Source organism: Agrobacterium sp. 22-214-1 (genome assembly GCF_053522465.1).
In genome coordinates, this window is sequence record NZ_JBNWCK010000003.1 from 277,537 (window position 1) to 291,519 (window position 13,983).

At 60.0% G+C, this 13,983-nt stretch carries 17 protein-coding genes; 6 read left to right on the top strand and 11 right to left on the bottom strand.

The genetic code is table 11. The annotated features are described in order from the left end of the window. Positions 1 to 146 precede the first annotated feature (146 nt). Entirely contained in the window at positions 147 to 1,139 is a 993-nt protein-coding gene (locus tag ACQZ5G_RS14290) for a glutathione S-transferase family protein (RefSeq protein ID WP_448736526.1), read from the top strand. 16 nt (positions 1,140 to 1,155) lie between these two features. Here the strand turns inward: ACQZ5G_RS14290 and ACQZ5G_RS14295 are convergent, their stop codons facing one another. Next, entirely contained in the window at positions 1,156 to 1,647 is a 492-nt protein-coding gene (locus ACQZ5G_RS14295) for an NUDIX domain-containing protein (protein WP_448736525.1), read from the bottom strand. 66 nt (positions 1,648 to 1,713) lie between these two features. On the opposite strand from ACQZ5G_RS14295, the gene ACQZ5G_RS14300 reads away from it, so the two are divergent. After that, positions 1,714 to 2,664: a metallophosphoesterase family protein gene (locus tag ACQZ5G_RS14300; protein WP_448736524.1), complete on the top strand. Its 951-nt coding sequence runs from the start codon at positions 1,714 to 1,716 to the stop codon at positions 2,662 to 2,664. Positions 2,665 to 2,877: 213 nt separating this feature from the next. Here ACQZ5G_RS14300 and leuA read toward each other — a convergent pair whose 3' ends face one another. The 4 genes from leuA to ACQZ5G_RS14320 all read right to left on the bottom strand — a co-directional run bounded on the left by leuA (position 2,878) and on the right by ACQZ5G_RS14320 (position 6,612). Beyond that, positions 2,878 to 4,587, bottom strand: a complete 1,710-nt coding sequence (gene leuA, locus ACQZ5G_RS14305; protein ID WP_448736523.1) for a 2-isopropylmalate synthase — start codon at positions 4,585 to 4,587, stop codon at positions 2,878 to 2,880. Between the two features lie 317 nt (positions 4,588 to 4,904). Next, the gene (gene brnA, locus ACQZ5G_RS14310; RefSeq protein WP_020808480.1) at positions 4,905 to 5,147 is read right to left on the bottom strand and encodes a type II toxin-antitoxin system BrnA family antitoxin; all 243 of its coding nucleotides are present in this window, start codon (positions 5,145 to 5,147) and stop codon (positions 4,905 to 4,907) included. Further along, positions 5,104 to 5,397 carry a BrnT family toxin gene (locus ACQZ5G_RS14315; protein WP_448736522.1) on the bottom strand — a complete coding sequence of 98 codons (294 nt, stop codon included), beginning with the start codon at positions 5,395 to 5,397 and terminating at the stop codon, positions 5,104 to 5,106. Before ACQZ5G_RS14315 ends, brnA begins: the two co-directional genes overlap by 44 nt. A gap of 36 nt (positions 5,398 to 5,433) precedes the next feature. After that, positions 5,434 to 6,612, bottom strand: coding sequence for a benzoate/H(+) symporter BenE family transporter (locus ACQZ5G_RS14320; protein ID WP_448736521.1), 1,179 nt, complete (start codon positions 6,610 to 6,612; stop codon positions 5,434 to 5,436). Between the two features lie 277 nt (positions 6,613 to 6,889). Between ACQZ5G_RS14320 and ACQZ5G_RS14325 the strand changes: the two genes are divergently transcribed. Further along, a complete protein-coding gene (locus tag ACQZ5G_RS14325; RefSeq protein WP_448736520.1) occupies positions 6,890 to 7,972 on the top strand; it encodes an esterase-like activity of phytase family protein in 1,083 nt (360 codons plus the stop codon). Between the two features lie 63 nt (positions 7,973 to 8,035). Here ACQZ5G_RS14325 and ACQZ5G_RS14330 read toward each other — a convergent pair whose 3' ends face one another. Both ACQZ5G_RS14330 and ACQZ5G_RS14335 read right to left on the bottom strand, forming a co-directional pair. Continuing rightward, positions 8,036 to 8,680, bottom strand: coding sequence for an NrsF family protein (locus tag ACQZ5G_RS14330; protein ID WP_448736519.1), 645 nt, complete (start codon positions 8,678 to 8,680; stop codon positions 8,036 to 8,038). Beyond that, positions 8,677 to 9,225 (bottom strand): sigma-70 family RNA polymerase sigma factor, encoded by a 549-nt coding sequence (locus tag ACQZ5G_RS14335; protein ID WP_120357025.1) that lies wholly within the window; start codon positions 9,223 to 9,225, stop codon positions 8,677 to 8,679. Before ACQZ5G_RS14335 ends, ACQZ5G_RS14330 begins: the two co-directional genes overlap by 4 nt. A 185-nt stretch (positions 9,226 to 9,410) precedes the next feature. Here ACQZ5G_RS14335 and ACQZ5G_RS14340 point away from each other — a divergent pair, with 185 nt between their 5' ends. After that, positions 9,411 to 9,680: a pentapeptide MXKDX repeat protein gene (locus ACQZ5G_RS14340; protein ID WP_448736518.1), complete on the top strand. Its 270-nt coding sequence runs from the start codon at positions 9,411 to 9,413 to the stop codon at positions 9,678 to 9,680. Positions 9,681 to 9,752: 72 nt separating this feature from the next. Here the strand turns inward: ACQZ5G_RS14340 and ACQZ5G_RS14345 are convergent, their stop codons facing one another. Next, positions 9,753 to 10,334, bottom strand: coding sequence for an ATP-dependent Clp protease proteolytic subunit (locus ACQZ5G_RS14345; RefSeq protein WP_003523060.1), 582 nt, complete (start codon positions 10,332 to 10,334; stop codon positions 9,753 to 9,755). A gap of 236 nt (positions 10,335 to 10,570) precedes the next feature. Here ACQZ5G_RS14345 and ACQZ5G_RS14350 point away from each other — a divergent pair, with 236 nt between their 5' ends. Further along, complete coding sequence (locus tag ACQZ5G_RS14350; protein ID WP_448736517.1) at positions 10,571 to 11,161, top strand: HupE/UreJ family protein; 591 nt, start codon at positions 10,571 to 10,573, stop codon at positions 11,159 to 11,161. A 100-nt stretch (positions 11,162 to 11,261) separates the two neighbouring features. After that, positions 11,262 to 12,017 (top strand): DUF2076 domain-containing protein, encoded by a 756-nt coding sequence (locus ACQZ5G_RS14355; protein WP_003523057.1) that lies wholly within the window; start codon positions 11,262 to 11,264, stop codon positions 12,015 to 12,017. Between the two features lie 24 nt (positions 12,018 to 12,041). Here the strand turns inward: ACQZ5G_RS14355 and queF are convergent, their stop codons facing one another. The 3 genes from queF to ACQZ5G_RS14370 form a co-directional block, all read right to left on the bottom strand. Continuing rightward, positions 12,042 to 12,506, bottom strand: a complete 465-nt coding sequence (queF, locus tag ACQZ5G_RS14360) for a preQ(1) synthase (protein WP_003523055.1) — start codon at positions 12,504 to 12,506, stop codon at positions 12,042 to 12,044. Positions 12,507 to 12,522: 16 nt separating this feature from the next. Then, the gene (locus tag ACQZ5G_RS14365; RefSeq protein ID WP_035239589.1) at positions 12,523 to 13,425 is read right to left on the bottom strand and encodes a cation diffusion facilitator family transporter; all 903 of its coding nucleotides are present in this window, start codon (positions 13,423 to 13,425) and stop codon (positions 12,523 to 12,525) included. Between the two features lie 155 nt (positions 13,426 to 13,580). Beyond that, on the bottom strand, positions 13,581 to 13,982 hold the full coding sequence (locus tag ACQZ5G_RS14370) for a glyoxalase superfamily protein (RefSeq protein ID WP_003524063.1): 402 nt from the start codon (positions 13,980 to 13,982) through the stop codon (positions 13,581 to 13,583). Position 13,983: the final 1 nt, after the last annotated feature.

A 13,983-nucleotide genomic window follows, 5' to 3' on the forward strand; every position in this document is an offset into this window, starting at 1 on the left:
AAATTCCCACCCGTCCAGAACAAATCTCTGCGCTATCCCATTCAGTTCCCACAGGATCGGAAACGCATTGTTCAACGCCTTGCGGGTTCGCGGGAGAGTGCAGAACGGTTAGGATCGCTCAAAAGGAAACAATCAAGGAGACCGTCATGGGCATGCTGGTGGAAGGCGTATGGAAAGACGTCTGGTATGACACCAAGGAAACCAAGGGGCACTTCAAGCGTAGCGCCTCGCAATTCCGCAACTGGATCACAGCGGATGGCGCACCCGGCCCTTCCGGAGAAGGCGGGTTCGAGGCCGAAAAGGATCGTTACCACCTCTATGTCTCTTTCGCCTGCCCCTGGGCGCACCGCACCCTGATTTTCCGCAAGCTGAAAAAGCTGGAGGACCTGATTTCCGTCTCCGTCGTCGATCCGCTGATGCTGGAAAACGGCTGGGAATTCAAGCCTGAGGGCGAGCGCACGCCGGGCGCGACCGAGGATCACCTCTTCGGCTCGTCCACGCTCTGGCAGGTCTACACCAAAGCAGACCCCAAATATTCGGGGCGCGTCACCGTGCCGGTGCTCTGGGACAAAAAGCGCGGCACCATCGTCTCCAATGAATCGGCGGAAATCATCCGCATGTTCAACTCCGCTTTCAACGATCTCACCGGATCGAAAGCAGATTATTACCCTGAGGCACTGCGCGCCGAGATCGATGCACTGAACGACGTCATCTACGACACCGTCAATAACGGCGTCTACAAGGCCGGTTTCGCCACCACGCAGGATGCCTATCAGCAGAATGCCGTGAAGGTGTTCGAAACGCTGGACATGCTGGAAGACCGCCTGAAGGACCGGCGCTTCCTGTTCGGTTCAGAACAGACGGAAGCGGACTGGCGCCTGTTCACCACTTTGGTGCGGTTCGACCCCGTCTATGTCGGCCATTTCAAATGCAATATCCGCCGCATCCACGACTATCCGTACCTGACGGGTTACCTGCGCGATCTCTACCAGACGCCGAGCGTGCCGGAGACGGTGGATATGCGCCACATCAAGGAACATTATTACCGCAGCCACCGCACCATCAATCCCACCGGCATCGTACCCGTCGGCCCGGAACTGGACCTGACCATGGCCCATGGCCGCGAGGCGCTCTCCTGACGGAGAGCCGCCGCCGTTACCAGTGGTCGGCGATCGCCGCTTCGCCGGCAAGTTCCGCGAGGCGGCGGCGGGTGGCGGCTGTCACCCCTTCCGGCAAAGCCGAAAGATCGAAAAAGCCGCTTTCGGCAATTTCGTGATCCGGCTTTTTCGGTTTGGTCTGGGTGACGTCAAGCCGGTAGAGCGCGACATGATCGCGATTGCTGCCCTCCAGATTGAGATAGACGTGGAAAAGCTCAGGCTTTGAAGCCGCTTCGAGATTGCCTTCTTCGCGGATTTCCTTGTGCAGCGCCACGAGCAGCGTTTCACCACGTTCCACCCCGCCGCCCGGCAGATACCAGCCCGGCAGATAGGTGTGCCGCACCAGAAAAATCCTGCCCTTTTCATCGAAACAGGCCGCACGCACGCCAAGGGTGGCGCCGCGCGTGAACAGAAAAACGAAATGCAGAAAACGGATGAAGACACGCATATGGAACGGACGGGCCTGCCGCCCGGTTGTTTCGTCATTCACCCTGGTTTCTCCCCGCCTGCCGGCTTTTATTGGACGCGCGGCATATCATAGGTTATCTCTGCCGCCATGTTCAAACTTGCCCATATTTCAGACGTCCATTTAGGGCCACTGCCAAAACTCACTTTCCGCGAACTTGCATCCAAGCGTATCACCGGTTTTGTCAACTGGCACCGCAACCGCCGCAAGCATCTCTTCACCGATACGCTGGAAAAACTGCTCGACGATCTCGAGACAAAGTCACCGGACCATCTGGCTATTACCGGCGATCTCGTCAATCTTGCGACCGGCATTGAAATCCGCGCCGCCGCCGACTGGCTGGAGGAAGTGGGCGATCCCGAAAAAACCTCCGTCGTTCCCGGCAATCACGACGCCTATGTTTCCGGCGCGCACGACAAGGCCATGCAGGCCTGGTATCCCTATGTTCGTGGCGATGGCGATCCGCAGGAATGGGACGACGACCGCAAGATTTTCCCCTATATGCGCGTGCGCGGTCCCGTCGCACTCATTGGCTGCTCCACCTCGATTGCGACACCGCCCTTTTCGGCAACCGGTTATTTCGGCAACCGGCAGGCGCGCGCCACGGCGGAGCTTTTGAAAAAAGCCGGTGAACAGGGGCTGTTCCGGGTGGTGATGATTCATCACCCGCCGATCCGGGGCGCTTCCCCCACCCACAAGCGCATGATCGGCATCCGCCGTTTCGCCGCGGCGCTGGGCGTCGGCGGAGCGGAGCTGGTGCTGCATGGCCATACCCATCTCAACACGGTCTACTGGCTGAACACCCACCACGGGGAAGACCACATCCCGGTCGTCGGCATTTCCTCCGCCAGCCAGGGACCGGGCGGTGAAAAACCGCGCGCGGCCTATAATCTCTTCCATATTTCCGGTGGCCCCGGCACCTGGAATGTCGCCTGTGAACGCCATAGTCTGAATGAGACGGGGACGGGTATGGCGCTGGAGGATGTGCGGGTGTTTTATGAAAACGGGCGGCCGCTGGGGTTTTCGCTGCTGGGGGAGTAGAGTCCGGAGCGGTGAGGTTGAAGCGTGTGGCTTCACCCCCCTCTGCCCTGCCGGGCATCTCCCCCTCAAGGGGGGAGATCAGCAGGGAGCACTATCACCGCTCCATTCTTAAACATCGAGATAGCCGGGGGTTAGCCTCGGGTCGATCTCCCCCCTTGAGGGGGAGATGCCCGGCAGGGCAGAGGGGGGTAAAGCCCCACCCTCAAGGCAAACTTACTTCGCCCGCTCTTCCAGCACCCGATTGGCCGCCGAAACAATCGCCTCCAGCGACGCCGCCACGATATTCGTATTGACGCCTGCCCCGAACAGCTTACCGCCCGGATGCTCCATCTCGACATAGGCAATGGCCGAAGCATTCGAGCCATGTTGCAGCGAATGCTCGGAATAGTCATTCACCGACAGGTCGATGCCGAGATAGACCGACAGCGCATTGATGAACCCGTCGATCGGGCCGGTACCCTTGCCCTCGATACGCTTCACCTCGCCATTATCGGTGATTTCGGCGGCGACGATGCGCACGCCCTTGAAATCGCCCGCCGGATAGGTGTGGTGATCGACGAACTTGATGCGCGCCTTCGGCTGCGTCACGTAACGCTCGATAAAGCGCTCGTAGATGCGCTTGGCCGGCAGCTCGACGCCTTCTTCATCGGTGATGCGCTGGATATCCTCGCGGAACTCCACCTGCAGGTTGCGCGGCAGGTTGATGCCGTAATCCTGCTGCAGAATATAGGCGATGCCACCCTTGCCGGATTGCGAGTTGATGCGGATGATCGCCTCATAGGAGCGGCCGACATCCTTCGGATCGATCGGCAGATAGGGCACTTCCCAGACGGGATGGTTGGCGACCTTGATCGCCTTCATGCCCTTGTTGATCGCATCCTGATGCGAGCCGGAAAAGGCGGTGTAAACCAGCTCGCCGACATAGGGATGACGCTCGGGGATCGTCATCTCGTTGGAATATTCATAGACCGCCTTGATGCGCTCGATATCGCGGCAATCCAGCTCCGGATCGACACCCTGCGTATACATGTTCAGCGCCAGCGTCACGACGTCGACGTTACCCGTGCGCTCGCCATTGCCGAACAGCGTGCCTTCCACGCGGTCAGCACCGGCCATCAGGCCCAGCTCGGTCGCGGCGATGCCCGTGCCGCGGTCATTATGCGGATGCAGCGAGATGATGACGTTTTCGCGATTGTCGATGTTGCGGCACATCCATTCGATCTGGTCGGCATAGATGTTCGGCGTCGCCATTTCCACCGTCGAGGGCAGGTTCAGGATCAGCTTGTTGTCGGCCGTCGGCTTCACCACCTCGACCACGGCGTTGCAGATTTCCAGCGCCACTTCCAGCTCTGTGCCGGTAAAGCTCTCTGGCGAATATTCGAAACGGTAACCGCCGCCGGCCTTGGCCGCCATATCGGTGATCATCTTGGCGGCATCGACGGCGATCTGCTTGATGCCGTGCACATCCTTGCCGAACACCACACGGCGCTGCAATTCCGAGGTGGAATTGTAGAAGTGGATGATCGGCTTGTTGGCGCCTTCCAGTGCCTCGAAGGTGCGGGTGATCAGCTCCGGGCGGCACTGCACCAGCACCTGCAGGGAGACATCGTCAGGCACATTGCCCTCTTCCACGCACCAGCGGGCGAAATCGAAATCCGTCTGCGAGGCGGAAGGGAAACCGATCTCGATTTCCTTGAAGCCCATTTCGAGCAGCAGCTTGAACATGCGGGCCTTGCGGTCGTGACCCATGGGGTTGACCAGCGACTGGTTGCCGTCGCGCAGGTCCACCGAACACCAGATCGGGGCCTTGTCGATGGTCTTGCCCGGCCATGTACGGTCGGGGATATTGATGGTCGGGTAAGGGCGATACTTCACGCACGCGTCAGCCATGCCCTTGGAAATATTGGTGATCTTGCCGTCCATTTCGCTTCCTCCTTGCGCAGTCCGCGGGCGTCTTTCGCCATCGGCGGATGCGCGGCCCTTTAGAGCCTAAATCCAGTATAAAATGAGATTTCGAGATGAGGAGCGTTTGCACCAGCGGGCTTTCGGCCGCCGGGCGCTCCTCACTGGACCCGGCAACCGCGTGTAAGGTCGAGGCTAAGAAGCGAGAGTGCACCGCACGGCGAGGCCTTCGCAGAAATCTGCGCGCTCATGCCAAAAATGGTTGCGATGCTGTTGCTCATGGCGATGTGTATAAACAGCGGCTGGCGGTCTGACAAGTGATCTTGTGATGCGCAGGCTTATTTTGCTTGACGGCCAGTCTCCAGCCTTTCAGCGATCCACAATTTGACTAGCGATTGCCGGGTCACACCGAGACGACGTGCTTCGTTGTCGAGATCGTTGACGACCCACGTCGGAAAATCGATGTTCACGCGCTTGGGTTCGATGTTCAGATGGCGCGCCGTCGACCAGTCGAGATATTCGCTGATGTCTTCGCCGTCATCGGCCATCCTGTCGAATTCTTCTGCGCTTATTGTCTTCATAATGATACCTCTCTAATTCTCGGACACGTCGCACGGAAATGATGCGAATACGGCCACCCCGCACGGTATGGACAGCCAACCACAACTTCTCCCCGAGAAGTGCGATGAGGGCGAACCGCTCTTCTCCAATATTGTGCGCTGTAACCGTCAAACCGTATTTATCGTGCCACAATGCCTGTGCATCGACAAAATCGATGCCGTGTTTGTTTTTATTGCCAGCGCTCTTTATCGGGTCAAATTCGAATACCATGAGAATATAATATAAAAACTATACCATTTCCACCATCTAACCACGCTTCACCACCCGCTGCAATGCCATCATCAGTCCGCCGCCGATCAGCCCCCAGAAGGCCCCGGAAATGCCGCCGAAGGAAAGCCCGGAGGCCGTGATGAGGAAAGTGATGGCCGCCGCCTCGCGGGTTTCCGGCTCCCTGAAGGCTGCGACAGCGGAGCCGGAAAAGGCGCCGACCAGTGCCAGCCCCGCCACCGCCTGAATGAGAATGGGCGGCGCCAGCGCCACGAAGGCGGTGACCACGCCCGCCAGCAGGCCGAAAATAATATAGCCGACACCGCCGATGATCGCCGCCCAGTAACGTCGCTTTGGATCGGGATGGGCGTCCTCGCCCGCGCACATGGCAGCCGTAATCGCTGCGAGATTGACGGCATGGCCGCCAAAGGGTGCGGAAAGCAGCGAGAAAAAGCCGGTCGAGGCGAAAAGCGGTCCGGGCTGCGGATCGTAATGATTGACCTTCAGCACCGCGATGCCGGGAATATTCTGCGAGGCCATGGTGACGATGAAGAGCGGCAGCGCGATGGAAACAACCGCGTGGAGACTGAAGACGGGCGTTACCCATTCCATCGGCGGTGTCAGCGATTGCGCCACGCTATCAAGTGCACCCGCCGGAATTTCAACGCCGAAAATCATCACCAGCACGAAGGCGGCAAGGGCCGCCGGCACGGCGAAAAGCCGCCGGAAAGCGCCCACCACGATCCAGGCGAGGATGATCGGCAGGCCAAGCGCCGGGTTGAAGCCGATCGCCTTGATCGGTGCAAAACACAGGCCGATGATGACGCCGGAGAGCATGGCATTGGCAAGCGGCGCTGGAATGGAGGCGACCGCCTTTCCCAGCGGCCGGAACAGGCCTGCGATGATGATCAATATCGCGCAGATGATGAACCCGCCGACGGCCGCCGGAAAGCCGCCCTCAATGACGCCGGTGGTCGCAAGCAGTGCCGCACCCGGTGTCGACCAGGCGATGCTGATGGGTAGCCGGGTGGCGGCGGAGAGAATAATGGCGCAAAGCCCCATCGCCACTGAAAGCGCCATCAGTCCCGACGCCGCCTCGAAATCCGTCGCACCGACAGCTTTCAGGCCCTGCAGCACGACGGCGAAGGAGCTGGCGAAACCGACAAAGGCGGTGAGGCAGCCCATGAACAGGCTCTGGACGGAAAAATCTTTCAGCATGAAGCACTCTGCGGCCTGCTGTCTGTCGCAAACAACCGCAGCGGTCCGCATTGGCGACAGGCAGAAACAAAACTGAAGCGTGACGCGCGAATCCGGGGATGGCGACACGCTTTGGATGAAGCGTGATTATATTCAGGATCAAAAAAGACGCCGCTTGGCAAGATGAGCCGCCAGACTTCAGGTACGGCGGCATGGAAAACGTCATCAAAGTTTAGCGGCACGGCGCTAATCCTCCCTGCATCGCAACCGGTCATCCGCCACAAGAGGGACCCTCGCCATGCTCCGCATCGTCACCATCGTCGCCTGCTGTTTTGCGGCTCTGCCCGCCGCGGCCCAGACCCCGCCGCCGCCGGCCTTTCTCGGCCAGATCGTCGTTCCATCGGGCCTCTCCATCGATGGCGTCACCTTCGGCGGTATTTCCGACCTCGCCTTTGACAGCGAAACCGGGCGTTATCTCGCAATTTCCGATGACCGCGTGGAAAAAGGGCCGGCCCGTTATTACGAGCTGGAGCTGACTGTCGCGGAAGGCGCCGCCACGCTCAACATCGCCGCCACGCGCGAATTGAAGGACGAGACCGGCGCTGCTTTTGCGCCGAAGGGCATCGATGCGGAAGGCATCGCGCTCGACCGCAAGGGCGGCAAGCTCTACTGGTCCTCCGAACGCGACCTGAAGAACCAGCCGGCGCTTTACGTCTCGGGCCTCGACGGCAGCAATGTGAAGCGGCTGGAACTGCCAAACGCCTATCTCGTCGATGACGCCAAGACCAGGGGCGTACAGAACAACCTCGCTTTCGAAGGCCTGACGCTGATGCCCGGCCGGCTGATCGCCACCACTGAAAATGCGCTCACCCAGGACGGCCCCAAGGCGACGCCGCAGGCGGGCAGCCCGGCCCGCATCCTCGTCATCGACACGGCGACGCTGAAGCCGGTCGCCGAGCATGTCTATGTCACCGAGGCGATCTCGAAGACGCCGACGGCCGCCGAGCCGAAATATAACGACAACGGCCTTTCCGCCATCGCGGCCCTGCCGGATGGCCGTTTCGTCGCCGTCGAGCGCAATTTCGCCTCCGGCGTCGGCAATCACATCCGCTTCTTCATCGCCGACATGTCCCGCGCCGACAATATTCTCGGCAAGGACAAGATCGATCCGGCATCCGTGGCCGCCGTATCCAAATCGGCCTGGTTCGAAATCAACGAAGGCGATTTCGGCCTCGATATCGACAATATCGAGAGCTTCGCCTTCGGCCCGGTGGTGGATGGCAAGCAGCTCTTCGTCATCGCCTCCGATGACAATTTCAACACGGGCAAGCAGTTCACCCAGTTTGCGGCATTCGCAATTCCCGCCAATCTGGGTCAGTGAAATCCGCATGAAGCAGAATGCCGGCTCTGGACCATGTCCGGGCCGGCATCGGCAATCTTGCCTTCACCAGCGGAGCAGACGGGAACCGGCAAAAGCGCCGATGATGCCGGTCAACAGGATGCCCAGAGAATACCAGATCAGCACGAAAGCCATGCCGTTTTCGGTGCAGAACCACGAATAGACCCACGCCCCGGCCGCACCCGCGGCGATGCCCGCGACAAAACCCGCAAGCATGGGATCAGCGGGAGCCGAACGCTTGAGAACCGCGAAATTCGCGATAAACAGCGGCAGTGCGAAAGCAACGATCAAAAACGGGCAATGCAGCGCCGACGATCCGACAATGAGGGTCCTGTAGGTGCCGGGCACGGCAAATCCAAGCTGGACGAGCGCGATGACCGCCATGGCGACGAAAATCACCGCAAGCCACGCAAACAGGCTACCCCTGTCGCCCTCCGGCCGCGCAAGACGCATGAGGGCGAAAAATGCGGCCACGGCCAGCAGGGCATTATAGGCGGATTTGACCCAGAAACCCGGTTCGGTCATGGCGTCATTCATATCGCTGCGAAGCCCCAGAATGACGACCATCAGCAGCAGCGAAAGGCCGAGCGCGGGCAAGGCCACGAACGCCAGCCTCCGCTCCAGCGCAAAAGCTCGTACGGGTTTCAGATCGCCCGCCAGTTGGTCGATGATGTCTTCCGTCTTCCTCACGTGTCCCCCCGCAACTTTGCCGCCAGGACTTTCAGCGTTCTGTGAATACCGACCCTCGCCGCAAGCTCGGTCTGGCCGGATTTTTGCGCCGCTTCGGCAATTGAGTGACCTTCGAGCTTCACCCTTCGAATGAGATCCCGTTGCCGTTCCGGCAACTCGTCGAGCAGCCGCTCCACATCCATGCGGGCCGTGACCGCATCGACGGACGGTTCCGCCTCCAGCGTTTCATCGAGTTCCACTTCCGCCAGCAGGCGCGCACCCCGGCCCCGATAGTGATCGATGAGCTTGTAGCGCGCTATCGAAAAGAACCAGGCTGTAAAGGGTCGCGCACGGTCATAGGTCTCCCGCTTGGCGTGAAGCGACAACAGGGTTTCCTGCACAAGATCTTCGACATCGCCTCTGGCGGCAGCAGCCATGCGCCGGCCGTAATAGGCGATCAGCAGCCGTCTCAGGGCATGAAGCAAATGCCTGTAGGCGCCTTCGTCCCCATCGAGGGAACGCAGCATCAGCATTTTCAGTGTTTCTTCCGAAGGGCTGCCTGTCATCGTCACTATCGGGTTATTCGCAATCGGCAGGATATTGTTACATAGTGGCTTTAAAAAAATCTCGCCCGAACTTGTCGTCACAAGCGCGTGAAGATGTAACGGCCGGCCTTTCCCGGCCGAATGGACAATCGTGAGCCCCGGCACGATGCCGGCGGACATTCAACGACGTCCAGAGGAGACCCTTCATGACCCGCATTTTCACCGCCATTGCCGCCGCTTCCCTTCTGTCCGCTCTTTCCTTCGCAGGCATCGCCCATGCCGATAGCATGAAAACCGATACGATGAAGAAGGATACCATGCATAGCGACACCATGAAGACGGAGACGATGAAAAAGGATGGCATGTCCATGGCCGGCAAGAAGGCCAGCAAGAAAGATTGCATGCACAAGGCCGGCATGGAAATGGACAAGATGAAAAAGGCCGACATGATGAAGGCCTGCGACATGATGAAATAACACCGGCCTGAAAGGAAAAAGCCCGCACCGGTTTTCACCGATACGGGCTTTCTCAACTGAAAAATCGAAAACTCAGAGTTCCGACTGGCTCTCGACGATCTTGCCGACGAGGCCGTAATCCTTGGCCTCTTCCGCGCCGAGCCAGTAATCGCGATCGATGTCCTTGGCGATCTTTTCTTCGCTCTGGCCGGTGGCCTTGGAGAAGATCTTGATCAGGCGCTGGTTCATCTTGATGATTTCGCGGGCCTGGATTTCGATGTCGGATGCCATGCCGCGCGTACCGCCGGAGGGTTGGTGCAGCAGGAAGCGGGTGTTCGGCAGGCAGAGGCGACGTTCCTTCGGCACCGAAACGTAAATCAGCGCGCCGGCGGAAGCGACCCAGCCCGTGCCGATGATATAGACCTTCGGCTTGATGAACTTGATCATGTCGTGGATGGAATCACCCGATTCGACATGGCCGCCCGGCGAATTGACGTAAACGCGAATGTCGTCGTCGCTAGCGGCGGCGAGAGCCACGAGCTGCGTGCAGACCTTCTGCGCCAGTTCCTGCGTGATGCCACCATAGATGAAGATCGAACGCGACTTGAAAAGATTCGCTTCCGTTTCCTTGCCGATCGGCAGTTCCTTGCTCTTGTCGTCTTCGTCTTCGTTCATCAACGGCTCTCTCCAGCAAAATTCATGCATGCCCTTCGGACATAGTGCGACTTGTTACGTAAGGCAATGAGAGAAAAAGGCAAGGTTTGCCCGCCAACAATAAACAGCACCCCCGGCAGATGACGCATGGACAGCCTGTCGGCCTTCGCGATATCGTTGACGCCTCATTGCAGCGCCGCCTGCCGCGGAAAGCCCCAAGATTCCGTTGCGGACGGCCATAATTTCAAGAGGGAACCATGCTGAAAAGACTAAGCCTCACTGCCGCCGCGCTGGGCGTTACCGCCCTGCCCGCTTTCGCCCATTTGAACCCGGAAGAACACGGCTCCTTCATGGCCGGCGTCTCCCACCCGTTCTTTGGTGCGGACCACATTCTGGCGATGGTGGCCGTCGGCATCTGGGCCTCGCAGATCGCCGTGGCGCAGGGCGACCGCAAGGCGTTGTGGATCGTGCCTTCCGCCTTCGTCGGCACCATGACCGCCGGCTTCCTGATGGCGGTTTACGGCATCGACCTTCCCTTCGTTGAACCGGCCATTCTCGCCTCCGTCATCGGTCTCGGCCTGCTCGTTGCCATGGCGGCAAGGCTTCCCACGGCAGCGGCGGCGGCCGTTGTCGGCGCTTTCGCGCTTTTCCATGGCCATGCCCATGGTGGGGAACTCGGCAGCGCCGGCGCGCTTCAATTCGGCATCGGCTTCATGATCGCCACCGCCATCCTGCATGCGGCCGGCATCGCGCTCGGCCTCGGCATTGCCCGTTTCGGTTCCGCAGCCAGCCGCACCGTCGGCGCCTTGACGGCGATTGCGGGTCTCTCGCTCGCCTTCGGCGGCTGAGGATCATTACCGAAATTTAAAATTCGGGCCGCTTTGAAAAGCCGGAATTGAGGCCTACCTCCTTATCGTGGATTTTCGCTTCACGGTAAGGAGGCATCATATGTCACCGGAAGAAAGCCAGCTTCTCAAGGCCCTGTTCGACAGGACCAGAACCGCATCCGCCACCCCGCGTGACCGCGAGGCGGAAACATTGATCGCAGACGCCGTGCGCGATCAGCCCGCAGCCCCCTATTATCTCGCCCAGGCGGTCATCGTTCAGGAAAAGGGTCTGGAGGCGGCGGCAGCCCATATCAAGCAGCTCGAAGACCGTATCCACGCGCTGGAAAGCGGCAACAGCGCCCCGCAGGCCGCAGCGCAGGGCGGCTTTCTGAGTTCCATCTTCGGAACCGGCCAGTCACAGCCGTCAGCACCGACGCCAGCGCCGACACCCGCCCCTGCCCCGCAAACCTCATGGCGCAACGATACCGCCGGCCAGACGGCCGGTCCCTGGGGTTCGCCCGCCGGTCAGCAATCCGGCGGCCCCTGGAGCCAGCAGCCCGGCGCGGTCGGACGTTCTTCGGGCGGTGGTTTTCTGCAGGGTGCGCTTGGGACCGCTGCGGGTGTCGCCGGCGGCATGTTGCTCGCCAATTCGCTGAGCGGCATTTTCGGCAGCCACATGTCATCGCTCGGCCTTGGCTCGCCCTTCGGCGGCGGCAATGCTGCCGGTAACGCGCCTGTCGAGGAAACCGTTATCAATAATTATTACGGCGACAACGCCAGCCCCCAGAACAACGACGACGACGATATCCAGCAGGCCGATGACGACAGCGCCGACGACGCGGATTTCGATTCAGGCGACGACGGTTCGTTCGCCTGAACCTTTAATCTCGTGGAAGCCGGATCAGCCGCGACCGCGATAGGTGGGAACGCCCTGATCCGGCAGCCACACGCCTTCGGGCGCCGGTCCGGTCTGCCAGAAGACGTCGATCGGAATGCCGCCGCGCGGATACCAGTAAGCGCCGATGCGCAGCCATTTCGGCTGTAACAGGTCCACTAGCCGCTTGGCGATATAGACCGAGCAATCCTCATGGAATGCGCCGTGGTTGCGGAAGGACTGCAAAAACAGCTTCAGCGACTTTGATTCCACCAGGAAATCGCCCGGAATATAGTCGATGACGATATGGGCGAAATCCGGCTGGCCGGTCATCGGGCAAAGCGAGGTGAATTCGGGCGCGGTGAAGCGCACCACGTAATCGGTGCCGGCATTGCCGTTCGGCACCTTTTCGAGAACGGCCTTTTCCGGGCTCTCTGGCGTATCGACCTTCGTGCCCAGTTGCGACAGGCCGGAAACATCCGTCACGGACATGGAAAACTCCTGTTTTTCAAACAATCACTTTGACGCCATGCGCCTTTTCGCCTTCCGGCTCGACGTGAATGGCAAGGCTGGCGCCCGGTATGACGTCCCTTATGGCATCTTCAAGGCGGTCGCAAATATCATGCGCCTCGCGCACCGTCATGACAGCAGGGACCACGACGTGAAAATCGATGAAGGCGGCCGAGCCGGCCCGGCGTGTCCTCAGATCATGGACGCCAATGACGCCGCCGGAATGTTCGGCGATGGCCTTCTTGATCGCCTCGTCCTCTTCCGGCTCCACGGCCCGGTCCATCAGCCCGCCAAGCGAATGCAGAATGACCTTGGAACCCTGGAACAGGATGTTGATGGCCACCAGGATGGCGAGCAGCGGATCGAGAATGGCATAACCCGTCAAAAGCGCCAGAACGAGGCCGACGAGAACGCCTGCCGAGGTCACGACATCGGACATGATGTGATGGCCGTCCGCGGCCAGCGCCGGTGAGGCGTGTCTTTTGCCGACACGGATCAGGATCGTCGCCCAGATGGCGTTGATGACGCCCGCCGCCGCATTGATGGCAAGACCAAGGGCCGGCGCTTCCGGCAGCCTCGGGTTGAAAAGACCGCCCCAGGCCTCCTGGACGATCAGCAGCGCGGCAACGACGATCAGCACTCCCTCCACGACGGCGGAAATATATTCCGCCTTGTGGTGGCCGAACTGGTGGTCGTCATCGGCGGGCTTCTGCGCATAACGAATGACAAAATAGGCGATGAAGGCCGCGACCACGTTGACGGTCGATTCCAGACCGTCCGATAAAAGCGCGACCGAGCCCGTGACCCACCAGGCCACGAGCTTGAGGCCCAGCACGCCGAAAGAAAGCGGAATGCTCCAGAATGCGAGCTTCCGGACCAGCGTATTGCCTTCACTGTTCATTTTTGCCCCCGTGCGGATGCGAACGAATTGCATGACCGATTGCCAAAACGCACGAACCGCGCGCACGGGGTCTCCGTGCGCGCGGTTCGCTGTTTGCGCGTTCTATCGTTCAAACGGAGAACAAGGTCAAGGGCCTTGCGCTCACGCGTAAAACATCACTCTTCGCTTTTCTGCTCGCAGAAACGAATGCGGTTGCCGAACGGATCGGTCACTTCCATCACATCGCCCCATGGCAGTTCTTCGACGCCCGGCTTCATGAAGCGATAGTCTTTCGCCGCCAGTTCCTGCTGATAGGCGTGAACGCCGTGCATGGTGGCGAAGATATTCGAACCCGGCGTCGCATCGCCATGATGACCGCTGAGGTGAAGCCCCATTCCGGCCCGTGAAACCTGCATGTAAAGTGGGAAATTATCGCCGAAGCGATGTTCCCAGTCGACCTCGAAACCGAGAAAATCGACATAGAACTCCCGCGCCTTGGCCTCGTCGAAAATTCTGACGATCGGGAATATCCGCCCGAAGCCGATGTCTCCAACAGTCCGCTTCCCGGCATCGCCCATG

Bases quoted from the DNA above. Each gene is read 5' to 3' on its own strand.
- ACQZ5G_RS14290 (WP_448736526.1), top strand. From the start codon at position 147: ATGGGCATGCTGGTGGAAGGCGTATGGAAAGACGTCTGGTATGACACC.
- ACQZ5G_RS14300 (WP_448736524.1), top strand. From the start codon at position 1,714: ATGTTCAAACTTGCCCATATTTCAGACGTCCATTTAGGGCCACTGCCA.
- leuA (WP_448736523.1), bottom strand. From the start codon at position 4,587: ATGGACGGCAAGATCACCAATATTTCCAAGGGCATGGCTGACGCGTGC.
- brnA (WP_020808480.1), bottom strand. From the start codon at position 5,147: ATGAAGACAATAAGCGCAGAAGAATTCGACAGGATGGCCGATGACGGC.
- ACQZ5G_RS14315 (WP_448736522.1), bottom strand. From the start codon at position 5,397: ATGGTATTCGAATTTGACCCGATAAAGAGCGCTGGCAATAAAAACAAA.
- ACQZ5G_RS14320 (WP_448736521.1), bottom strand. From the start codon at position 6,612: ATGCTGAAAGATTTTTCCGTCCAGAGCCTGTTCATGGGCTGCCTCACC.
- ACQZ5G_RS14325 (WP_448736520.1), top strand. From the start codon at position 6,890: ATGCTCCGCATCGTCACCATCGTCGCCTGCTGTTTTGCGGCTCTGCCC.
- ACQZ5G_RS14335 (WP_120357025.1), bottom strand. From the start codon at position 9,225: ATGACAGGCAGCCCTTCGGAAGAAACACTGAAAATGCTGATGCTGCGT.
- ACQZ5G_RS14340 (WP_448736518.1), top strand. From the start codon at position 9,411: ATGACCCGCATTTTCACCGCCATTGCCGCCGCTTCCCTTCTGTCCGCT.
- ACQZ5G_RS14345 (WP_003523060.1), bottom strand. From the start codon at position 10,334: ATGAACGAAGACGAAGACGACAAGAGCAAGGAACTGCCGATCGGCAAG.
- ACQZ5G_RS14350 (WP_448736517.1), top strand. From the start codon at position 10,571: ATGCTGAAAAGACTAAGCCTCACTGCCGCCGCGCTGGGCGTTACCGCC.
- ACQZ5G_RS14355 (WP_003523057.1), top strand. From the start codon at position 11,262: ATGTCACCGGAAGAAAGCCAGCTTCTCAAGGCCCTGTTCGACAGGACC.
- queF (WP_003523055.1), bottom strand. From the start codon at position 12,506: ATGTCCGTGACGGATGTTTCCGGCCTGTCGCAACTGGGCACGAAGGTC.
- ACQZ5G_RS14365 (WP_035239589.1), bottom strand. From the start codon at position 13,425: ATGAACAGTGAAGGCAATACGCTGGTCCGGAAGCTCGCATTCTGGAGC.
- ACQZ5G_RS14370 (WP_003524063.1), bottom strand. From the start codon at position 13,982: ATGGGCGATGCCGGGAAGCGGACTGTTGGAGACATCGGCTTCGGGCGG.